General features: G+C 64.1%; 16 protein-coding genes. 3 read left to right on the top strand and 13 right to left on the bottom strand.

The window, feature by feature from the left end; all coding sequences use genetic code 11:
* Positions 1 to 5,682, top strand: a 5,682-nt coding sequence (locus tag B7G53_RS14765; RefSeq protein WP_141396348.1) for a VCBS domain-containing protein, incomplete at its 5' end; no start/stop codon positions are given.
* 81 nt (positions 5,683 to 5,763) lie between these two features.
* Here B7G53_RS14765 and B7G53_RS14760 read toward each other — a convergent pair.
* Together B7G53_RS14760 and B7G53_RS14755 are read right to left on the bottom strand one after the other, a co-directional pair.
* Positions 5,764 to 7,653, bottom strand: coding sequence for a bifunctional diguanylate cyclase/phosphodiesterase (locus B7G53_RS14760; protein ID WP_217992620.1), 1,890 nt, complete (start codon positions 7,651 to 7,653; stop codon positions 5,764 to 5,766).
* Between the two features lie 64 nt (positions 7,654 to 7,717).
* Positions 7,718 to 8,380 (bottom strand): transglutaminase-like cysteine peptidase, encoded by a 663-nt coding sequence (locus B7G53_RS14755; protein ID WP_240523335.1) that lies wholly within the window; start codon positions 8,378 to 8,380, stop codon positions 7,718 to 7,720.
* Positions 8,381 to 8,688: 308 nt separating this feature from the next.
* On the opposite strand from B7G53_RS14755, the gene B7G53_RS14750 reads away from it, so the two are divergent.
* On the top strand, positions 8,689 to 10,944 hold the full coding sequence (locus B7G53_RS14750) for a TolC family outer membrane protein (protein ID WP_096668981.1): 2,256 nt from the start codon (positions 8,689 to 8,691) through the stop codon (positions 10,942 to 10,944).
* 141 nt (positions 10,945 to 11,085) lie between these two features.
* Here B7G53_RS14750 and B7G53_RS14745 read toward each other — a convergent pair whose 3' ends face one another.
* The 9 genes from B7G53_RS14745 to B7G53_RS14705 form a co-directional block, all read right to left on the bottom strand.
* Entirely contained in the window at positions 11,086 to 12,057 is a 972-nt protein-coding gene (locus tag B7G53_RS14745) for a response regulator (protein WP_096668978.1), read from the bottom strand.
* A 162-nt stretch (positions 12,058 to 12,219) separates the two neighbouring features.
* Positions 12,220 to 12,615, bottom strand: coding sequence for a RidA family protein (locus B7G53_RS14740; protein WP_096668976.1), 396 nt, complete (start codon positions 12,613 to 12,615; stop codon positions 12,220 to 12,222).
* Complete coding sequence (locus B7G53_RS14735) at positions 12,612 to 13,055, bottom strand: acyl-CoA thioesterase (RefSeq protein ID WP_096668974.1); 444 nt, start codon at positions 13,053 to 13,055, stop codon at positions 12,612 to 12,614. The genes B7G53_RS14740 and B7G53_RS14735 overlap by 4 nt, the downstream gene beginning before the upstream one ends.
* 7 nt (positions 13,056 to 13,062) lie before the next feature.
* The gene (locus B7G53_RS14730) at positions 13,063 to 14,688 is read right to left on the bottom strand and encodes an AMP-binding protein (RefSeq protein WP_096668972.1); all 1,626 of its coding nucleotides are present in this window, start codon (positions 14,686 to 14,688) and stop codon (positions 13,063 to 13,065) included.
* Complete coding sequence (locus B7G53_RS14725) at positions 14,685 to 15,854, bottom strand: acyl-CoA dehydrogenase family protein (protein ID WP_096668970.1); 1,170 nt, start codon at positions 15,852 to 15,854, stop codon at positions 14,685 to 14,687. Before B7G53_RS14725 ends, B7G53_RS14730 begins: the two co-directional genes overlap by 4 nt.
* A 1-nt stretch (position 15,855) precedes the next feature.
* Positions 15,856 to 16,710 carry an enoyl-CoA hydratase family protein gene (locus B7G53_RS14720; RefSeq protein WP_096668968.1) on the bottom strand — a complete coding sequence of 285 codons (855 nt, stop codon included), beginning with the start codon at positions 16,708 to 16,710 and terminating at the stop codon, positions 15,856 to 15,858.
* Positions 16,707 to 17,189: a MarR family winged helix-turn-helix transcriptional regulator gene (locus B7G53_RS14715; protein ID WP_096668966.1), complete on the bottom strand. Its 483-nt coding sequence runs from the start codon at positions 17,187 to 17,189 to the stop codon at positions 16,707 to 16,709. Before B7G53_RS14715 ends, B7G53_RS14720 begins: the two co-directional genes overlap by 4 nt.
* A 57-nt stretch (positions 17,190 to 17,246) precedes the next feature.
* On the bottom strand, positions 17,247 to 19,547 hold the full coding sequence (locus B7G53_RS14710; protein ID WP_096668964.1) for a bifunctional salicylyl-CoA 5-hydroxylase/oxidoreductase: 2,301 nt from the start codon (positions 19,545 to 19,547) through the stop codon (positions 17,247 to 17,249).
* Positions 19,548 to 19,834: 287 nt separating this feature from the next.
* Positions 19,835 to 20,581, bottom strand: coding sequence for a 2OG-Fe dioxygenase family protein (locus tag B7G53_RS14705; RefSeq protein WP_096668962.1), 747 nt, complete (start codon positions 20,579 to 20,581; stop codon positions 19,835 to 19,837).
* Between the two features lie 111 nt (positions 20,582 to 20,692).
* On the opposite strand from B7G53_RS14705, the gene B7G53_RS14700 reads away from it, so the two are divergent.
* A complete protein-coding gene (locus B7G53_RS14700; RefSeq protein ID WP_096668960.1) occupies positions 20,693 to 20,992 on the top strand; it encodes a DUF1840 domain-containing protein in 300 nt (99 codons plus the stop codon).
* A gap of 130 nt (positions 20,993 to 21,122) precedes the next feature.
* Here B7G53_RS14700 and B7G53_RS14695 read toward each other — a convergent pair whose 3' ends face one another.
* The gene (locus B7G53_RS14695) at positions 21,123 to 22,133 is read right to left on the bottom strand and encodes a Bug family tripartite tricarboxylate transporter substrate binding protein (RefSeq protein WP_096668958.1); all 1,011 of its coding nucleotides are present in this window, start codon (positions 22,131 to 22,133) and stop codon (positions 21,123 to 21,125) included.
* Positions 22,130 to 22,510, bottom strand: a complete 381-nt coding sequence (locus B7G53_RS14690; protein ID WP_096668956.1) for a hypothetical protein — start codon at positions 22,508 to 22,510, stop codon at positions 22,130 to 22,132. The genes B7G53_RS14695 and B7G53_RS14690 overlap by 4 nt, the downstream gene beginning before the upstream one ends.
* Positions 22,511 to 22,527 lie beyond the last annotated feature (17 nt).

The raw sequence follows: 22,527 nt of genomic DNA, 5'->3' as shown, positions 1-22,527 counted from the left end.
TTGAGCAACGATACGGATGTGGATAGCGGCGACACCAAGACGGTGAGCGCAGTAGCCGGCGTGGCCGGCAACGTGGGCAGCGCCCTGGCGGGAACCTACGGCAGCTTGACCTTGAACGCAGACGGCACGTACACCTACGTTGTGAACAACGCCAACGCAGCGGTCAACGCACTGAGGACCAGCGCCAACACCCTGACGGACACCTTCACGTACACGATGAGGGACACGATTGGTGCCACGAGCACGGCCAACCTGGTGATCACCATCCAGGGCGCCAACGACGCGCCAGTGGCCAGCGGGACGATCACCGGCACGGTGACGGACACGGCGGCAGCAGACACATTCGCCAGCCTGACGGGCAGCTTCACGGCGACCGATGTGGACACCGGCGACACCAAGACCTGGAGCGTCGGAGGCGGCACCGTGCAGGTGGGCACCTACGGCACCCTGACGCTCAACGCATCGACAGGCGGCTACACCTACGTGGTCAACGCGGCGGCGGTCAACGCCCTACCGGCGGGCAGCACGCCGACGGACGTGTTTACGGCGACGGTGACGGACACGGCCGGGGCGAGCGCGACGCAGACCCTGACGGTCACGGTCAACGGCGCCAACGACACGCCGGTGGCTGTCGTGGATGCGGGTACAGCGGTGGAAGCGGGCACGGCGGCGGGCTCCAACGCCACCGGCAACGTGCTCACCAACGATACGGATGTGGACAGCGGCGACACCAAGACGGTGTCGGCGATCACGGGCGGCACGGTGGGCAGCGCCCTGGTGGGCACTTACGGCAGCATCACGCTCAACGCAGACGGCACGTACACCTACGTTGTGAACAACGCCAACGCAGCGGTCAACGCACTGAGGACCAGCGCCAACACCCTGACGGACACCTTCACCTACACGATGAGGGACACGATTGGTGCCACGAGCACGGCCAACCTGGTGATCACCATCCAGGGCAGCAACGACGGCCCGGTGGCTGTAGCCGACACAGGCACGGCAGTCGAAGCGGGCACGGCGGCGGGCTCCAACGCCACCGGCAGCGTGCTCACCAACGATACGGATGTGGACAGCGGCGACACCAAGACGGTGTCGGCGATCACGGGCGGCACGGTGGGCAGCGCCCTGGTGGGCACTTACGGCAGCATCACGCTCAACGCCGACGGCAGCTACAGCTACGCTGTGAACAATGCCAACGCAGCGGTCAACGCACTGAGAACCAGCGCCAACACCCTGACGGAAACCTTCACCTACACGATGAGGGACACGATTGGTGCCACGAGCACGGCCAACCTGGTGATCACCATTCAGGGCAGCAACGACGGCCCGGTGGCTGTAGCCGACACAGGCACGGCAGTCGAAGCGGGGACGGCGATGGGCTCCAACGCCACCGGCAACGTCTTGAGCAACGACACCGACGTGGACACGGGCGACACCAAGACGGTGAGCGCGGTGGCCGGCGGCACGGTGGGCAGCGTGCTGGCGGGAGCCTACGGCAGCTTGACCTTGAACGCCGACGGTAGCTACAGCTACGCCGTGAATAACGCCAACGCAGCGGTCAACGCCTTGAGGACCAGCGCCAACACCCTGACGGACACCTTCGCCTACACCGTGCGCGATGCGGCCGGCGCGACCAGCAGCACCAACCTGGTGATCACCATCCAGGGCGCCAACGACGCACCGGTGGCCTCGGGCGCGATCGCTGGCACGGTGACGGACACGGCGGCAGCCGACACATTCGCCAGCTTGACGGGCAGCTTCACGGCGACCGATGTGGACACCGGCGACACCAAGACCTGGAGCGTCGGAGGCGGCACCGTGCAGGTGGGCACCTACGGCATCCTGACGCTCAACGCATCGACAGGCGGCTACACCTACGTGGTCAACGCGGCGGCGGTCAACGCCCTGCCGGCGGGCAGCACGCCGACGGACGTGTTCACGGCGACGGTGACGGACACGGCCGGGGCGAGCGCGACGCAGACCCTGACGGTGAACGTCACGGGCGCCAACGACAGGCCGGGGGGCACGGACAAGACCATCGGACTGTCAATCAACACAAGCAAGGTGTTGAGTGCTGCCGATTTTGGGTTCACGGATCCCGATGCAGGCGACACCCTGAAGTCTGTGACGATCTCTACGCTGCCCGCGACGGGAACACTCTATTACTTTAACGGCGCGAGCTGGGCGGCCGTGACCGCAAGCCAGGTGATCAGCAGGGCGACCATCGACGGAGGCGGGCTGCTGTTCAAGCCGACCAGCATGGTGAGCGGCAATTCCACGAGCTTCAACTTTGCGGTCTCTGACGGATCACTCACAGACTCTGCACCCAACACCGTCACGTTCAGTGTCAACAACGCGCTCACGGTATCGAACCCGCTACCCGTGGATGAGGGCAGGTCTGCGGTCTTTGCTGTCGAATTCGCCCAGGCCCGTGGTGTTCTTAGCGACATTGGGTTCACAGTAGGTGGCCAGGCCCAGGCCGGCATCGATTACACGAGTACCTTGCAGTACCGCGTCCAGGACCCCGCCACCAAGCTGTACGGGGCGTGGACCAACTACACCGTCGGCTCCACGGTGACCCTCAGTTCGACCACGAAGCGCGTCGAGGTCAAGGTTGCCACGATCCTCGACGCCGTTGCCGACGATCTCGAGTCGCTCACCCTCACTGCGACGATGAGCGGCAACACAACGGGGATGGCCAACACAACCGCCATTGGCCAGACGACGATCAACGACAAACCCTCATTGCTGGTCAGTGGGCCTGCTTACCTGAGTGAGGGGTCAGACGGCAGCTTCGACGTTGAGCTCAGCTCTGCAAAGGCCACGACAACGACGGTCACCCTGCGGTTCGAAGGCAGCGCCACCCTCGGCACCGACTACCAATACAGCATCGATGGCGGCACAACCTGGATCAGCAGCGCGAGCACCAGCATTACTCTCGCGGCCGGTTCCAGCCCGACTTTCGAGGTGAAAGTCCGTGCCCTGACGGACGCGTTCACCGAGCTCAGTGAGGCGGTGCGCGTGGTTGTCATGACCAGCGACACCGGCGTGGCCAATGTTTCCGCTGACATCTCGACTTCGACCATCCTGGTCGACCCGATCACGGCGACCACCAACGAGGACAGCGCGGTCACACTGACTGCGCCCGGCGGCTACACCTACACTCTGCTGGGACAGGGCAGCAGCGGAACGGTGACCCAGTCGGGCGGCAACCTGATCTACACGCCCGGGGCAAATTATTCGGGCAGCGACAGTTTCACCGTCCTGAAAACCGACACCACCACCGGAAATGTGACAACTGCAAGAGCGACCGTAGGGATAACGGCGGTGGCTGACGCGCCGACGATTTCGCTTACAGTGGCGGCACCGGCGAATGACCCACCTCCGACGACCGAGTACGTCCTCAGTGGCGCGCTGGATGCTGCCAGTGTCGATTGGACCCTGTCCACCACTAATCAGGGCACTGCCACGTATGTGAGCTCAGGAGTCAGCGGCATCAGCGGCAACGCGTTGCTGCTCGCGACCGGAACCGCTGCTAACAAGTACGCGAGCGCGAGCCAGACCATCTCTAACCTGACTGTCGGGGAGGAGTACATCGTCAGTGTGGATCTGGCAATTAGCACGGCATCCCTGAGCGGCGTCGTCGTTTCCTTTGGCGGGACGACGATTTTGAGTTCCGCGATCACCTGGACCGCCAGCGCCACAGCGTTGAATACCGCCACCTTCAGGGTGACGGCCGCCGCGACTTCCCACGCCCTCACCTTCACCAGCGGCGCTGTAAGTAGCGTTAAGGTCTATCTCGACGACGTGTCGATAAAGGATGTTCCGACCTACACCTACCGTGTCGATGCGACCCAGACGTTGGTCGACAGAGACGGCAGCGAGTCTTTGGGCAGTGTCGTGTTCTCCGCGCCAACGGCCACCTTGTCGGCCACGGCCGTCCTCAAGCTGAGTGATGGAACAGTCCTGACGCGCACTACTGTGGGTGCAAACTACAGTTGGACCGTTCCCGCCGGTCAATTGACAGGGCTGCTGCTGACAGTAGACCGGCCGGCCACGACCGGTACCTTCAATCTAACGGCGACGGCAACTAGCACGGAGTCCAGCAACAGTGCCAATGCGTCGACGCCGATCTCTGTCTCCGTCGCCCAGCCGACCAGCGGAGTCAACGACGTTCCGACCATCGCCGATTCCAACGTTGTGATCATCAACGAAGCCGGCTTCTCCGGCAGCGTCACCCAGTCAATTGCCACCTACCTGTCGACGGACGGCGGCAACACCCTTTCGTGGAACTCGGCCGGCTCCACCCTGCCCAGCATGTATGTGGAAGGTCATTTGGTCACGGTCACGTACAGCGGGAGTGGCGCCAGCATCACCGCCGCGGGCACGGCGATGATCGGTGGGATTTCCACCACGGTCTTCACCGTCAATATTGCGCTCAACGGCTCGGGCAATGCCGACATCACCTACACCCAGCCGGCGGGCTTGATGGGGGCCTCGGTGATGGTCGATGGCGGCATTGTGCTGCCCGGCGGCGGCAACGGATCGGACCTGGTGCTGGGCTTCAAGGACTCCACGGGCGCCATTGCTTATGACGCCGTTATTACTTCAATGAATACGCTGGACGGCACCATCACCACGCATACCGTCAACACCAGCGCCACGTACATCGGCACCGACAACAACCTGATGAATGCGGGCGAGAAGCTGACCATGGACTTTGCTGCGGCGGGTGCAACCTACACCGACGGTGTCACCGCGAAAACGACTGTACGTGATGACGTGGGGTCATTACGGATCACGCTTTTCAACTTCGACAGTGCGTCCGCGTCGGCACCAGATGAGTTGACGATCACCGGCTACAAGGTTGGCGGTGGCACGTTCTCGGTTTACGTCACCAATGCCGACCTGGACGGCTCCGGTGGCTTCACCGTGAAGTCGCCGGACGGAACAGCGATTGAAAAACTGGTGTTTGAAGCGGGCACCCAGAGTTCTTACAAGTTGGGTGTCACGTCGATCAGCGCCGTGCGTTACGACGTCAACTTTGATCTGGACCTGGGCTACAAGATTTCGGATTCCAATGGCGACAGCGACACAGGCATGGTCACCATTGGTCTGGACGGAGACAGGGTGCTTATCGGGACAAGTGGGGCCGACGTCCTCCTTGGTGGCTCGGGGAACGATTCCCTCAGCGGAGGCGCAGGTAACGACACACTAATCGGTGGCTCGGGCGCCGATACCTTGATCGGCGGCGCAGGCAACGACACGTTGACGGGCGGTGCCGGTGCAGACATATTTGAATGGAAACTGGCTGACCGGGGTGCGGCCGGTACGCCCGCAATAGATACGGTCACCGACTTCAATACAGCCCTGCCCGCAGGCGGGGGCGATATCCTGGATTTGCGCGACTTGCTGGTCGGCGAAATGGCCGGCGCCGGTCCGGGCAATCTGGCGAACTTCCTGCACTTCGAAAAATCGGGTTCAGACACGATTGTTCACATCAGCAGCACAGGCGGTTTCTCCAGCGATCCGCATGCGGTGGGGGCGCCCTCCGGAGTGGTTACCGGCGCCGTCGATCAGCGGATTGTGCTGTCCGGTGTCGACATGATTGGCGTGTACACCACCGACCAGCAGGTGATTCAGGACCTGCTGACCAGAGGAAAACTCAACACGGACTGACGCGCCCGGTCGCTGGCAAAAAGAAGCCGCCGGATCTTTTTGATCCGGCGGCTTCTTTTAAGGGCGGTGGGTCGGTGGTTGTCAGACGGGCTCTTTGACAGCAGGCCCCGACGCTCCGTCGAAGCCCGCCCCTTCCAGGGCTGCCAGTTCCGCGCGGTCGATCACGCCGTCGGCATAAACCTGCATGCCCATTTTGTGGGCCACGCTTGCCAGGCTCTTGAGGAAGAGCTGGTTGTCCGTGCTGTATTGCAGGCCCCGGATGAAGCTGGCATCGACCTTCAGGAAATCGAGCCCGAGATCGTGCAACGCATCGACCTGGCTGAAATGCCGGCCAAACTGGCCCAGTCCCACACGGCTACCGGCTTTTCTGATGTCGGCGACGAATTCGCGGAAACTGTCGAGGTGCTGGACGGCCGCAGCTTCCGGCACCTCCAGCCACAGGCGGCGGGCCGCTTCCTGGTTTCCCCTGAGCATGTCCAGCAAGTGCGAGCGAAAGTCTTTGTCGCTGACAGAAAGTGCCGACACACTGACCGCCAGGCCGACCAAGCCCGGATCGCTGCCCAGTTTTCCAAGCGCCAGCCGGATCGCCGACAGATCGATCAGCGGCATCAGTTGAAAAGCCTCGCCGACTTGCCGGAAGTGCCGGGTGGGCTGCCAGGCCTGGGAGCCATCCAGCATCAGTTCCGTGGTGCAGTCCCGATGGACGAGATGTCCTTTCAGATCAAGGACCGGGAAAGTGAGCTGGCGAACCTGGCCATTGGCGACGGCCTGCCTGATCAGGTCTGCTGTTTGAGGGTCATTTTCGGTGGTGGTTTCGCTGCCAGCCTCGCGGATGGCGTTGTCGCCTGTCGCCTCGGCCGCCACCAGTGCGCCCGAGACCTGGGCCATCAAACCCGCCATGTCCTGTCCGTGCTGCAACTTGCCCATGCCGATGTAGGCAGCGGGCCGGCTTCCGGTCAGGGCGGCACTCGCCTCCACCAGCGCCGCCAGCAGCTTGCGCGCCACCTCATGCGCACCGGTCGGGCCTGGCACCAGCAGCGCAAAATCGGATTCACCGATGCGTGCTGCCACCGCGTGGGCCTGCGCGGCGTGCCGGTCCAGCACCGCAGCGAAGGCTTTCAGGAGTTCATTGACAGCCGGCGTTCCCAGGCGCTGGTGATGTCGCGAGAAATTGGCCAGACGCACCAGCAGCAGCGTGCCGCCCGTGGCCTCTTCGGTGTCCAGCGAGTCCAGCAACTGGGTCAGAAAGAAGGTCCGGTTGGCCAGGCCCGTGAGGGGGTCGTAATTGGCGCTGATACGAAGCACCTCGAGGCGTTGCGCTTCTTCGGCAAACATGGTCTTGAGCCGGGTGACCGTGCTGTTCATGGCCAGGGCCAGTTGTTTGAGTTCTGGCACTTGCGGCACATCAATCAGCACAAAACGGCGTTCGCTGATGTCGCTGGCCTGCTTGATGACCCGCTGCAGCGGTTCGCGAAGGCGTCGCAGGATCATGGCCCCGAGGAAACCGCCGAGCAGTCCCGACAGGCCCAGGGCGACCACCAGTTGCACGACGCTTTTCCACAGCGCCAGGTAGGCGAAATGGCTGTCGCTGACAAGGGTCAGGGTGCCGAGCTGGGTCCAGCCGTTGCTGATCTGCGCTTGTCCGGGTGTCGCGTTCAGCGGCAGCGCCTGCACAAACCAGGTCGGCACGGTGCGTGCCGTGGCCGGTGCGATCCGCTCGACAATGGTTTTCCCAAGAGGGTCCACAACACGAATCAGGGCATAGTGGCCGCTGTCGAACAGGGCCGACACCGTCAGATCCACCATGACCGCATCGGCACGCTGCTGGCTCAGCGCCAGTGCCAGCGCGGTAGCGTTGTCGGTGTTTTTGGCGCTGAGCTGCTCGCTCAGGTAGCTTCGGGCGTTCAGCGTGGACGCCAGCAGGCCACCCAGCAGCGCCAGCAGCGTGCTGAGAATGATTGCGAGCCACATTTGGCGGTACATCGACATGGAAGATTCCCCTCGGAACAGTTCTTATAGCGGTTTCTAAATGGGTTCAGTCAAAACCTTCGGCGCGGGCACGCCTGAGCAACTCCTGCCACCGGGTCAGATTGGCGGGGCCTCCGGCGCCTCGCGCGCCGGAGGCGCCTTGCCAGAGTCCCTGGCTGTTGAAGCTGAACACCGGTTGCAGGTCCGGGCGGCGCGATGCAGGCAGCAAGTCGTCAATCAGGTTGTCGAGAATCAGGGGTTCGGCCTCGGGGGACGGGTAATAGGCCAGCACCATGTGGGCCTGGGTGATGCTGCTGTTGACGCCACCCAACCGGGCCTGCACATAGATCAGGCGCAATTTCTCGTCAGGAATGTTGAGCAGCAGCAGCGTGAAATACTTGGCGATTGCAAAATCTTCGCAGTCGCCCGCGCCTTTGCCCAGGGTTTCCATCGGGGTGGCCCAATAGTCGCTTTGTCCCCAGATGGGCTGGTCTTCCCCGAACCTGATCCGGCGGTTGTAAAAGTCATTGACCCGCCTGAGCTGGACCGATGCCGTCTGGTCCGCGCTGCTCTGCAGGAGTTTTTGCCAGTCGCGGAATGATTCGCGGGCGGTCGGGCCAAAGCGCTGGGTCAGGACGCTTTGCATGCGGTCAAAATCAACCGCGGCCACCTTCAGCGCCCCGAGAACGAGCAGCACGACAATCAGGGCGGCTTTGGGGAGGTGCTTCAAGTGTTTCGTTTTCGCCGCAGTGGTGAAATTCGCCCGGATATTAATTGCTCTTCGGAAAATCCTGCGTTAATATGAAAATATCTATATAAAACAGTAACTAACGGTGATTTGTTAACCTGATTTCGAATGATTTTCTAATCACTCAAGTTGATGGCTCGATCATTCCGCAGTCTGCACAGTGCGCGTCCATTTGTAGCAAAGAGTAAAAAGATGCCAGAAAAGCAACCCAAACGCTTTGCCATGCTGACCCCGGCTGCCACTGCCTGCACGTCGGGTTCTGTCAGTGTAACGGCGAAGCTGTGGATCGCATGAACTTGAGACAGTCCCTGCTGGCCCCTCTTGTTGCTGGTACTTTTTCGCATGGCCAGCGCGTTGCCGTGCGCTACTGCCTGAAAAACACCCTGGCCGCGCTGATGCTTGCCGGTGTTGCGTTCAGCGCCCTGGCGCTGGTGTTTCCGGCGTCGGTTTTGGCCCAGGCAACTGGCAAGCCGCTGACGCTCAAGGAAGCCGCACAGAATGCGGTGCTGAACAACCCCGAAGTTCTCGCGCGCTGGCACACCATCAAGGCCGCCGACGGTGAGCGTGATGTTGGCGCCGGCGCCTTGTTGCCCAAGGTCGATCTCGCAGCCGGCAGCGGCGCGGAGCGGCGCAATGCGGCTGCAACGATTGGCAGCCGCTTCGACCGCAATTCAGCGTCCCTGACCATCACCCAGCTGCTTTACGACGGCTTTGCCACGCGCAACGACGTCAAGCGGCTTGACCATGCGCGGCTGGTGCGCCTGTTCGAGTTTTTGGACACCTCGGAGAGTGTGGCACTTGAAGCGGTGCGCGCCTATTACGATGTTTTGCGCTACCGGGAGCTTTTGCGCCTGGCCGAGGACAATTTTGTCCAGCACCGTTCGGTTTTTGACCAGACAGAGCGACGCGTCAAGGCGAAGGTGGCGCGGGCCGTCGATCTGGAGCAGATCTCCGCGCGTCTGGCCGTGGCTGAGTCCAATCTGCTGATCGAAACCTCCAACTTGCACGACACCACGGCGCGTTTCCAGCGAATTGTGGGCCTGATGCCAACCCGGGACATGCCGGTGCCTGCGCCGTTGATGCGGGATATTCCGGAGAACGCATCCGGTGCGATACGCAGCGCGCAGCAACGCAATGGGGCCTTGCGCGCGTCGATTGAAAACGTGCGTGCTTCCAATGCTGCATTGGCCTCCCGCAGCGGTGCTTACCAGCCGCGTTTCGACCTGCGTTTGCGCCGCGAGCAGGGCGCCAACCTGAACGGCGTCACGGGCAGTACCGACGCCACCGTGGCGGAAGTGGTCATGAGCTGGAACCTGTTCAACGGCTTCAGCGACCGGGCGCGGGAGCGCCAGTTTGCCGAGCAACTCAATGTGGCCAAGGACTTGCGCGACAAGACCTGCCGCGACATCCGGCAGACGCTGCTGATCGCCTACAACGATTCGCGCAAGCTCAAGGAGCAGCTGGGCTATCTTGATCAGAACAAGGTGTCTCTCGAGAAAGCGCGCAATGCCTACCGCCAGCAATTCGACATCGGCCAGCGCACGCTGCTGGATTTGCTGGACACGGAGAACGAACTGTTCCAGGCCAAGCGTGCCGTGGCCAACGCCGAGCAAGACCTCAACATCGCTTACGCCAGGACGCAGGCGGGTCTGGGCACGCTGTTGGCTGCCCTTGAGCTTTCCAGAATCGAGACAGGCGGCTTTTCCGGGCTGGATCAGTGGAGCGACGGTGAAGACGCTTCGCAGCACTGTCCGGCCGAGCCTGTTAGCGTGTATGTGGTGGACAAGGACGCCCTGATCCAGCGGGCCGCCGATCAGTTGAAGGAGACCGCGCTGTTGAACGCGCGCGAGCGCGCGGTGCAGGAAGTTGTTGCACCCACCGCGACGCCCTTGCCCCTGGCGGGTGGCCGTCTGGCGCCAGTCCCTGTACTGGCCACTCCGGCCACACCAGTTGCACCGCCTGCCCCTGCGACACCGGCGACAACGCCCGCTGGTTCCGGGAGCAGCGAACTCCGGCGGACGCTGGAACAGCAGACGGCCCTGGCCAATGCGCGCGAACGTGCCGCGCAGCAGGCCTTGGCGTCTGCGCCGGCCGCCAGGCCCGCCCTGCAGCCGACACCCTCCGCGGCAGCGCCCAAACCAGTGCCCGTTGCGGCGCCGGTGCCGGCCGCGGTGCCAGAGGCTGGCGGCAGCAGCGAGATCAGCAATGCCCTGGAAGCTTGGCGCGCGGCCTGGTCAACGCGGGATGTGGATGCTTACCTTGGCTTTTATGCGCCCGGCTTTGTGCCGTCCAACGAGGGTGACCGGGACGCCTGGAAAGAAAAGCGCAAGGCGGTTCTGGCGCGTGCCGTTGATATTTCTGTGGAAGTGAGCGAACTGTCGGTTGCCACGCCCGACGCTACCCATGCAACGGCGACATTCCGGCAGACCTACCGCTCGGCCAACTACCGGGACGTGGTGACCAAAACCCTGCAATGGGAGCGGGTGGGCGACCGCTGGCTGATCGTGCGCGAGAGTTCCGTGACGCCGGTGCAGGACATCCAGTAATTGCCGGAGCCGCCTGGTGGGGACAGGCGGCTTGTCAGCTGGAGTGGATGCGCAGCAGGCCCCATCCATGCGGGCCACCTGCGCCTGTGAAGGCGGCGCCTGGGGCCTGGTCACCCGGTTTGTGCACTCGCAAAAAAGGCCCTAACCCAACTCGGTTTCGGCTGCAACCCGGTCGAGCTCGTCGAACACCTTGTCAAAGTCCACTGGTTTGGTCCAGTAACCGGCAAATCCTGCCTGCTCGGCAAGCACCCTGTGCTCCGGCTGGGTGTCGGCCGAACACATGAAGGCCGGCGTTGCCCGCAGGCCCGGGATCTCCCGCATGCGTTTGAGCAGATCAATCCCATGGGTATCCGGCAGCCGGCCATCGAGCACCAGCACATCGGGCAACCAGCTGCCGGCCACCTCAAAGCCCTGGACACCGTTTTGTGCCATGCGGACCTCGACATCGTCGCGCGTTCGCATGACGTCGTCAAACAGCATGAGGTTGTACATGTTGTCCTCCACATACAGCACCCGCATTTTTCGCTGCAGGCCCTGGCTGGCGGCCTTGGGACTCTGCAGGGGGGCCGACCGTGTGTCTGCCGGGCTGCCGCCTTGCGCAGCGGCGGTCTGTTCCCAGTAACCATCGGTGGAAACCTGGTCCAGTGCCCGGCACAAGCGCGCAGACTGGAGCAGGGCGTTTTCCACCCGTTTGCGCTCGGTAACGTCCAGGCTCATTTCGATGTAAGCCAACGGCCGGCCCTGGGCATCGGACTCCAGATAGAGCAAGGCATGCACGTCCACCAGGCCGCCGTCGGGGCGGATGACGCGGTAGTCCAGTTCGATGGCCCCCGGGGTCTTGCGCAGCTGGTCGCGCGCCCGGACCAGCAAATCCAAATCGTCCGGATACACCAGGCCCATGGCTGCTTCCAGCGTCATGGGGGTGCCTGCAGGCATGCCAAACAGCTGATAGGCGCGCGGGTTCCAGCTGAGCTGCTGGGTGTCCAGGTGGAAGACGGACTGGGCCACCCCGGTCATTTCCATCAGCTGCTGCTGCATTCTTCGCTGGGCCTCGGCCAGGCCGAATTCGGGCTCGGGCGTGATCTGCTTGAAACCGGATGTCTGATCAGCCATGAAATGCAAGCCTGGTGGGTGTGGGTGGGAGGAGGTGCACGTGGGTCTCCAGATGCGTTGACGTCAACATTGCCAATTTTGACTCATCTTAAGTCAGAAAAGCGCCGCAACGCCGTCGCCCAGCCTGCGCCCTGGCCTGCATCGGGAGGCAGGGCCGGAAGCTCAATCCGGCAGGACAGCCGTCACTTCTATTTCGATGCGGGCCCGCTCCTCCACCAGGGCGGAGACTTCCACGCAGGTCATGGCCGGAAAGTTCTTGCCCATCACCTCGCGGTACACCGCACCCAGCTCCTTGAGCCGTGCGATGTATTCCACGCGGTCCACCACGTACCAGGTCATGCGTGCCATGTGCTCCGGCCCCGCGCCGCCGGCCTGCAGCACGGCCAGGATGTTTTGCAGGGCTTGGCGGGTCTGGGCGATGAAGTCGTCGCTTTCAAACTGCTGTTGGGCGTTCCAGCCGATCTGCCCGCCTACAAAAATCAGCGCGCCTCGGGCCATCACGCCATTGGCGTAACCCCTGGGCGCTGCCCAGCCGTCCGGTTGCAATAGTTTCATCATGGCTTGTCTTCCAGTGGGGTTTGCAGATAAGGCAGCATCGCTTCGCGCCATCCGTCAGGAATGCGCAAAGCCTTGCCGTTGGGGATTTCGGCGCAGACGACCACCGAGTTTGCACGCAATTTAAGGGTCTGGCCTCCGTCCTTGTTGGGTAAATTGCTATGAATTTCATAGCACATGCCAATGCTGGTGTGGCCCAGCCGGGTCAGGCTCAGCTCGATGCTGACCTCGTCGCCATAGCGGCACATGCCGAGAAACTCGGTTTTCATGTCCACGATGGGCACGCCCAGGCCGCCGGCAATCATCTCGTGCTCGGGAAAACCGATGTGGGCCAGAAAGTCTTCCTGCGCTTCATGCAGCAGGTAGTAGTACTGCGGGTAGAAAACAATGCCGGCCGGGTCGCAGTGGTGAAAGCGGATCAGCTTGTGGGTGGTGAATTTCATGTGTCTCTCAATGCTGGCGCAGCTTGAAGCGCTGGAGTTTGCCGGTCTCCGTGCGCGGCAGGCTGGCCACGAACTCAATCCGGCGCGGGTACTTGAACGGCGCCAGCGTGGCTTTCACATGGTCCTGCAGTTGCCGGGTCATGGCCTCGCCGGCTTCCTGGCCGGGCTTGAGCACGACAACGGCCTTGACGATCATGCCGCGCTCCTCGTCGGGCTCGCCGATCACGCCGCATTCGGCCACCGCCGGGTGCTTGAGCAAGGCGTCTTCCACTTCGGGCCCCCCCACGTTGTAGCCCGAGGTGATGATCATGTCGTCGGCCCGGGACTGGAAGAAGAAGTAGCCGTCGGCGTCCTGCAGGAAGGCGTCACCGGGGTAGTTCCAGCCGTTTTTCACATAGTTCGCCTGGCGCGCATCGTCCAGGTAGCGGCAGCCGGTGGGCCCGATGACCGCCAGCTTGCCGATGGTGCCGCGCGGGACTTCCTGGCCCTCGTCGTCCACCACCTTCGCGGTGTAACCGGGCACCACCTTGCCGATGGCGCCGCGCCGCACGTCTGCCGGCGCGGCGGAAATGAAGATGTGGAACATTTCGGTGGCGCCTATGCCGTCGGTCATCTCGATGCCGGTCGCCTCCTTCCAGAGCTGGCGCGTGGCGTCGGGCAGGCCCTCGCCCGCGCTGACGCAGATGCGCAGCGTCGGCACGCCATGCTGCCTGGCAAAGGGCGCCATCTGGCGGTAGAAGGTGGGCGCGGTGTAGCAGAGGGTGGCGCCCACCTCGTTGATGAGCTTGACCATGGCCTCCGGGGTGTAGGGGATGCCGGGGTAATACACCGAGGCGCCCGCCCACATCGGGAAGACCAGCATGCCGCCCAGGCCGAAGGTGAAGGCCAGCGGTGGCGAGCCCATCACGATGTCGTCCGGCGTGGCCTGGAGCACATGGCGCGGCCAGGCCTCGCAGGCAGCGAGCACGTCGCGGTGGGTGTGCACGGCTGCTTTCGGCGTGCCGGTGGTGCCGGAGGTGAAGGCCATCATCGCGATGTCGTCGGCCGAGGTCCGGCAGGGCGCGAACTGGCCGTCCTTGCCGGCGGCACGCACGGCCATTGCGCCGGCCTCGTTCAGGTTGAAGGGCACGATGGTGGCCAGCGTCGGGTTCAGCTCGCGGGCAGCCTGCAGCTCGGCCAGCAGGCTGGCGTCACACAGCGCCACCGTGGCCTGGGACTTGGCGATGATTTCCCCGAGTTCCTTGGCGCGCAGCAGCGGCATGGTGGCCACGGCCACCAGCCCGGCCTTGACCACCCCCAGCCAGGCCAGCGCCATGCCGATGGTGTTGCCGCCGCGCAGCAACACGCGGTTGCCGGGCACCAGCTGCAGGTCTTCGGTCAGCACCTGGGCGATGCGCCTGACGCGTTCATGGGCATCGGCATAACTCAGGATGATCTTGTCGGAGCGCAGGAAGGGCCGGTCCGACAAGCCGCGCTTGTCAGCACGCTCAAACAGCACATCCACCAGGTTGGCCTGTGCCGGGATTTGCAGCTCCGGCAGGTCGTAACGCATCTGCGGCCACTGGTCCGGCGGCGGCAGGCGATCATGCACGAAGCGGTCGGTCTGGACGGAGGGGTGGGAGGAGGTGCTCATGACTGCAGTACCGCCTTGCCAATGATCAGTTGCTGGACTTCGGTCGCACCTTCGTAGATGCGCAGCGAGCGGATGTCGCGGTACAGGCTTTCGACCTTGGTGCCGACTTTCACGCCCAGGCCGCCGTGCATCTGCAGGGCCATGTCGATCACGCGCTGGGCGTTTTCGGTGGCCGTCATCTTGGCCATGGCGGCCTCGGCGGTGATGCGTTTGCCGGCGCCGCTGGCTTCGCTGTCATCGCGCAGCCAGGCGGCGCGGTAGGTCAGCAGGGCGGCGGCATCGATCAGCGCCGCCATCTCGCCGATTTTGGCCTGCGTCAGCTGGAAGTCGGCCAGGGTCTGGCCGAACATCTTGCGTTCGCGCGAAAAACGCACCGCCTCGAACAGTGCGCGGCGCGCCATGCCCAGCGCGGCCGCGGCGACCGAGGCGCGGAAGATGTCCAGCGTCTGCATCGCCAGCTTGAAGCCGCCGTTGAGCGCGCCCAGCTGCGCCTCGCCGGGGAGCTTGCAATGGGCAAACTTCAGCGTGGCCAGCGGATGCGGCGCCATCACTGCGATGTGTTCGCTGCTGTCCAGGCCGGGGTTGCCGGCGTCCACGATGAAGGCGGTGATGCCGCGTGTGCCGGCTTCGCGGTCGGTCTTGGCGAAGGTCACATAAAAGTCGGCGATATCGCCGTTGCTGATCCAGGTCTTGCAGCCGTTGAGGGCCCAGCCGCCATCGGCAGCGTCGGCGCTGGTGGCCATCGCGCCGGCGTCCGAGCCCGCGTCGGGTTCGCTCAGCGCAAAGGCGGCAATCTTGTCGCCGCGGGCCACTGCGGGCAGGTAGGCCGCCTGCTGCGCCGGCGTGCCGGCCAGCGTGATGGCGCCGCTGCCCAGGCCCTGCATGGCAAACGCAAAGTCGGCCAGCGGGGAGTGAAAGGCCAGGGTTTCGCGCAGGATCACCAGCGCGCGCGAGTCGAGCTTGTCCATCGCTCCGCCGGCACTGGCGGGCACGCAGTAGCGCAGCCAGCCGGCGTCACCGAGCAGGCGCACCCACTGCCTGCAGGCGCGCCTGTCGTCGCTTTCGTCCACCTGCTGGGCCGGTGCCCAGCCCGCGAGCTGCTCGCCCAGTGCGCGGTGCGCATCGTCAAAAAATGGCAGGGCCAGGTGTCGGGTGTCGGCTCTCACATCAGTCTCCCTGGAACACCGGTTTCTGTTTGCTGGCAAACGCTTCGTAGGCGCGCGTGAAGTCTTTGGTCTGCATGCAGATTGCCTGCGCCTGGGCTTCGGCTTCAATCGCCTGGTCCAGCGTCATGGCCCACTCCTGGTGCAGCATGGTTTTGGTCATGCCGTGCGCAAAGGTCGGGCCGGCAGCCAGTTCGGCGGCCAGTGCCTGCGCCTTGCCCAGCAACTCGGCCGGCTCGTGCAGGGCGTTGAAAAATCCCCATTGCAGGCCTTCGGGCGCCGTCATGGCGCGGCCGGTGAACAGCAGCTCGGACGCGCGGCCCTGGCCGATCAGGCGCGGCAGCAGCGCGCAGGCGCCCATGTCGGCGCCGGCCAGTCCCACCCGCGTGAACAGGAAAGCGGTTTTGGCTTGCGCCGTGCCCAGGCGCATGTCGGCGGCCAGCGCCATCATGGCGCCGGCGCCGGCGCAGATGCCGTCGATCGCGGCGACGATGGGTTGCGGGCACAGGCGCATGGCCTTGACCAGGTCGCCGGTCATGCGGGTGAATTCCAGCAGCTCGGGCATGGCCATTTTGGTCAGCGGGCCGATGATTTCATGCACATCGCCGCCCGAGCAGAAGTTGCCGCCGGCGCCGGTCAGCACGATCACCTTGACGTCGGTGGCGCTGTTCAGCGCGCGAAACAGGTCGCGCAGCTCGGCGTAGGAGTCAAAGGTCAGCGGGTTCTTGCGCTCCGGCCGGTTCAGGCTCAGGGTGGCCACACCGGCATCAAAAGCATAGGCAAAGTGGCGTGCCTGGTAACCGGCCAGCGCATTGAACTGCGCGTGCATGGGGTTGCTGGGGCCAATGTAGTGTTTCATGCGTTTTCCATTTCCTGGTTCAGATCGGTCTGGTGCTGTTTGACTTTGCCCAGCAGCTTGTGCAGGGTGTCGATTTCGCGCGGCGACAGGCCGCCGAAGGCCTGGACAATCCAGCCTTCATGCTGGCGCGCCATCTCGTCGAAGGTCTTGCGGCCGCGTGGGGTCAGGCGCACGCGGTAGGCGCGGCGGTCGCCTTCGACGTCCAGGCGTTCGACCAGGCCTTCGGCCACCAGCTGGTCGGTGATGCCGGTGACGTTGCCGCCGGTGACCATCATGCGGCGCGACAGCTCGTTCATCTTCAGCCCGTCGGGGTTGCGCTCGAGCTGCGCCATCAGATCAAACCGCGGCAGGGTGGTGTCGAACTGTTCGCGCAATTGCCCGCGCACCTGCTTTTCAATCAGCTGGGTGCAGGTCAGCAGGCGCAGCCACAGGCGCAGCGCCTCCGGGTGTTCTCGGTGTCCTCGTGCTTCCATGTCCATGGCATCTCTCCCGTTTACTACTTATTTGATAGCTGCTGGTGTCCGTCGGATAAGGGCTCAGGCCTGTTTTTGCTTGGAAAGTTCGCGGTACATCTGGTCCCGGCCGCTGAGGTAGGGTTTCGGCCAGCTCACCGCCCGGCTTTGCAGCTTGGCCGCCTCGTGCAGCGTCCAGGCCGGGTCGGCCAGGTGCGGGCGTGCAATTGCGCACAGGTCGGCGCGTCCGGCGGCGATGATGCTGTTGACGTGGTCCACTTCCGAAATCGCGCCGACGGCGATCGTCTGGATGCCGACCTCGTTGCGGATGCGGTCGGCAAACGGTGTCTGGTACATGCGGCCATACACGGGCTTGGCGGCGCGGGTGGTCTGGCCCGAGGAGACGTCGATGAAGTCGCAGCCGGCGGCCTTGAACAGGCGTGCAATCGCCACCGCATCGTCGGCGGTGTTGCCGCCCGGCGCCCAGTCATGCGCCGAGATGCGCACGCTCATGGGCCGGTCCGCCGGCCAGACGGCGCGCATGGCCGCAAAAACTTCCAGCGGGTAGCGGCAGCGGTTTTCCAGACTGCCGCCGTAGTCGTCGGTACGCTGGTTGGTCAGCGGCGTGATGAAACTCGACAGCAGGTAGCCATGGGCGCAATGCAGCTCCAGCCAGTCGAAACCGGCCTGCGCCGCATAACGGGTGGATTGGACAAACTGCGCCTTGATGCGGTCCATGTCCTCGCGGGTCATCGCCTTCGGGATGGCGTTGGTTGGTCCGTAAGAGACCGCGCTGGCCGCCAGCAGCGGCCAGTTGTCCGCGGGCAGCGGCTCGTCGGGCGCCTCCCAACCCAGCTGCGTCGAGCCTTTGGGGCCGCTGTGGCCCAGCTGCATGCCCATGGCCACGCCTTCGCCCGAGCGGTGGGCGAAATCGACAATGCGTTTCCAGGCCAGCATCTGGTCTTCGTTCCACAGGCCCGGGCAGCCCGGCGTGATGCGGCCCTCGGGGCAGGGTGCGGTCATTTCGGCAAACACCATGGCTGCGCCGCCGAGCGCGCGCGCGCCCAGGTGCACCAGATGGAAGTCCTGGGGCAGGCCATCGACGGCGCTGTAGGTCGCCATGGGCGAAACCACAATCCTGTTTTTCAGCGTCAGTCCCCTGACTTTCAGCGGCAGCAGCATGGGCGGCGGCGCCGGCTTGCCACCACTTCTGGCCAGCCACTGCTCGTAGCCCTGCAGCCAGGAGGCGTCACGCACACGCAGGTTTTCGTGGCTGATGCGCTGCGAACGCGTCAGCAGCGAGTAAAAGAACTGTTCGGCGTCCAGCCCGCTGTAGCGGTCCACGTTTTCGAACCACTCGGTCGAGTTGCGCGCCGCATTCTGGATTTTCAGGACTTCGACCGAACGCACGGCTTCATAGGCCTGCAGCGCATCGTCCGCCGCCGGGTGTTGCGCAAAGCAGCGGCTCAGCTCGATCGCATCCTCGAGCGCCAGCTTGGTGCCGCTGCCTATCGAAAAGTGCGCAGTGTGTGCGGCGTCGCCCATCAGCACGATGGGTACCGGTTTGCCGTGGATGGTTTCGTGGTGCACCCAGCGTTCGCAGACCACGCGCGGGAAGCGGATCCAGATCGCCGAGCCGCGCACGTGTGTCGCGTTGTTCATCAGGGCGTTGCCGTCCAGGTATTTCGCGAACAGTTGTTCGCAGAAGGCGATGCCTTCTTCCTGGCTCATCTGGTCCAGGCCGTGGGCCTTCCAGACGGCCTCGGGCGTCTCGACAATGAAGGTCGAGGTGTTGTCGTCGAACTTGTAGGCGTGCGCCGCGAACCAGCCGTGTTCGGTCTGCTCGAAGGCAAAGGTGAAGGCGTCGAAGGTCTTGTGGGTGCCCAGCCAGACGAAACGGCAGGCGCGCAGGTCGATGTCGGGCTTGAAGGTGTCGGCATAGCGGTTGCGGATGCGGCTGTTCAGGCCGTCGCTGGCGATCACCAGGTCGGCCTGGTACTTCTCGGTGATGGCCTGGTCATCCTGCACATCGGTTTCAAACACCAGACCGACGCCCAGCTCGATGCAGCGGTCCTGCAGGATGTTGAGCAGGCGCTTGCGGCCGATGCCGCAAAAACCGTGGCCACCCGAACGCACCGAGCGGCCCTTGAAAAACACCTCGATGTCGTCCCAGTGGTTGAAGGCGTCGCCAATCAGCTGCGCACTGACCGGGTCGGCCACCTGCAGGTTGCCCAAGGTCTGGTCCGACAGCACCACGCCCCAGCCAAAGGTGTCAAACGGGCGGTTGCGTTCCACCACCGTGATCTGGTTGGCCGGATTCTGCAGCTTCATCAGCACGGCAAAGTACAAACCGGCGGGCCCGCCGCCCAGGCAAAGAATGCGCATGGAAAGACCGTTCAAGTTGATTGATTGGGTCTTAATTGTTTAGGTTTAAACTATTTTCGTCAAGCGGTTTTCGGAACCCGGGCCTCATGGTTAACGCTGCCCCTATGGGCCGCGTACTGCCGCGGACGCAACCCCATCCCTCGACAAGCTCAGAAGAACGGATAAGAAGAAGCGACCGCGAAGGCATCTCATTTCAAGCAGGGGCCGCGGGTCCGGCTCTGCCGGCCCGCAGGCGCAGCGCCCCCTCGGGGGGCAGAGAGCTACGCAAAGCGAGCGAACGTGGGGGCTCAGGGGGACTGGAATCCGTTCGCCCGGTAAGTTAGCACCAGGGTGTCGCGGTAGCCGTCCCGCGCCGCATCATCGAGCGGCAGGATGGGCGTGGTTTCATGAATCACCCGGGCGTCGTCCAGCAACAGCGTGGTCAGCGGCTCCTGCATGAGAAAACGCAGGCCGTGCGGGCCGTTGGCGTCGAACACCCGGCTCTCGCCGCCCTTGACGCCGCGGCGCGCCACCAGCATCACCACCACGAAGTCCACACCGTCGCGGTGCGCGCCTTCCGGCGTGGGCCGGCCCACGCCACCTGCGGTGTCGATGCGGAACTGGTGGGCCTCGATGTACCAGTGCGCCACCGGCCGGACCTGGGCAAACAGCTGGCCCAGGGCGCACAGCAGGGCGGTCCAGGCCGGCGCGGCGGCGACGGCCGGCTCGACCGGTTCGAACCAGCGCTCAAAGCCGCCATGCAGGGCGTTGTAGTCGGTGGGCTGCCAGTGGGCGCGGTGCGGCGTCTGTTGCAACTGCCCGCTGGGCAGCTCCTGGACAAAGCAGCTGTGCCGGCGCCGGCGGTAGTGGCCGCCATCCTTGAGGTGGGCATCGGGCGGCAGGTTGTCCCAGGAGGCGGCCAGGCCGGACCATTGCCCGGCCCAGCCAGGCGGCAGGGACAGGGCGGCCGGCAGGTCGGCGGGTGACAGCAGGCTCAGGCCGTCCTGGCTCAGTCCCTGGGCGGCGGGCTTTTGAGCGGTGGGGATATTGAACATAAGCGCCTATTTTGCTTCACTGGCCCGCCCAGGAACGGGAACGCTGCCTACAGCCGCCAGCCCAAGACGCGCTCATAATCATTTTTGTTCATGCAAAAAAAAGGAGCTGCCATGCTTTACAAGTTCAAGTCCAAAGCTTCCGGCGACCTGATCATGCTGGAGGCCAATGGCCGACGCGTGCTGGAGATCATCGGCAAGGAGGCTGGCCCCAAAGGCATCATCCTGCCCGAGCAGATGCCGGCGGCCATCGCGGCGCTGGAAGCCGCGATCGTCCTGGAAGAGTCCCACGACGAAGAGGCGCCGGCGCCCGTGCCCGGCGAAGGCCTGGGGCTGCGCCAGCGTGCCGTGCCCTTCATCGAGATGCTGCAGCGCAACCACAAGGCGGGTCACGAGGTGGTCTGGGGCGTCTAGATAGAGCCCCCACGCTTTTCATTTCGTGTAATACGCTGCCCCCCGAGGGGGCGCTGCGCCTGCGGGCCGGCGAAGCCGGACCCGCGGCCCCTGCTTGAAAAGAAACCCGCTCGCGGCACTCGCAAGACCGCTAGTCGACTTTCGCGCCAGACGCCTTCACGACCTTCGCCCATTTGCCGATTTCAGCGTCAATCAGTTTGGCAAATTCCTGCGGGGTGTTGCCGCTCGGAATGGCGCCCTGGGCCAGCATTTTTTCCTTGATGGCCGGTGTGGCCAGGGCCTTGGCCACTTCCTGCTGGATGCGGTTGACCACGTCGGGCGGCGTGCCGGCCGGTGCGAGCAGGCCAAACCAGCTGCTGGCCTCAAAACCCTTGAGCTTGCCGGCTTCCTCCACCGTGGGCAACTCGGGCATGGCCGTCGAGCGCTGGGCGCTGGTGACCGCAAAGGCCTTGAGCTTGCCGCCCTTGATCTGTGGCATGGCCGACGGCAGGTTGTCGAACATGACGTCCACGTTGCCGCCTATCAGGTCCAGCAGGGCCGGGCCGGAGCCGCGGTAGGGGATGTGCGTCATGAAAATCCCGGTCTGCGACTTGAACAGTTCGCCGGCCAGGTGAATCGAGGTGCCGTTGCCGCTTGACGCCATGCTGAACTGACCGGGATGGGCCTTGGCGTATTTGACAAAATCAGCCACGTTGTTGATGCCCAGTTTGGCGGCCTTCTCGGCGTTCATGACCATCACGTTGGGCACACCGGCCACCAGCGTGATCGGCGCAAAGTCCTTTTGCGGGTCATAAGGCATCTTGCTGTACAGCGACTTGTTGATGCCATGGGTGCCCACCGTGCCCATCAGCAGGGTGTAGCCATCCCCGGGGGATTTGGCCACGAGGTCGGCGCCGACATTGCCGCCCGCACCGGCCCGGTTGTCCACGATGAAGGGCTGGCCGAAAGCCTTGGTCAACTCGGGCGCCACGGCGCGGGCCAGGATGTCGGTGGTGCCGCCCGGCGCAAATGGCACGACGATGCGCACCGGCTTGGTCGGCCAGGCGCTTTGGGCGACGGCCGGCATGCTCATGGCGCCCGTCAGGGCGGCCAGGCAAGCGGCATGGATCAGGCGGCGCCTGTTGGTAGTGTGGAGGTTCATGGGGTTTTCCTTTGGAGTGATTGCAGGGTGTCAATGACCTGGTGGCATCGTTCATTCACACGGACGCCCTGGGCAAAGGCCAGGGCGTTGAGGTGACTGACGATGCCGTCGTCCAGGGTGCTTTGTGCCTCGCCTATGCGCGCGCTGAGGTGTGAAACGGTGCAGGCGGCAAGATTGCGTGCCTGCAGGAAATCCAGCGCGGCAATGCCGGCCTGCTCTTTCCCGACCCCGGCATCGTTGAAGACGCTCAGCAGGGGCCTCGCCGCGAGGGCGTAACGTGCTGAACTCAAACCGCCATGGGAGCCGCTCACAGCCATGCAGCCTTCGTCTCCCGCACCGAGTTCGGTGATGGAGTCAATGACGCGTAGCTTGAGCATGGCTCGTTTGTACCGCT

The sequence above is a fragment of the Polaromonas sp. AET17H-212 genome (genome assembly GCF_002379085.1).
Lineage (GTDB): Bacteria > Pseudomonadota > Gammaproteobacteria > Burkholderiales > Burkholderiaceae_C > Polaromonas.
This window is presented reverse-complemented; position numbering and strand designations above follow the sequence as displayed.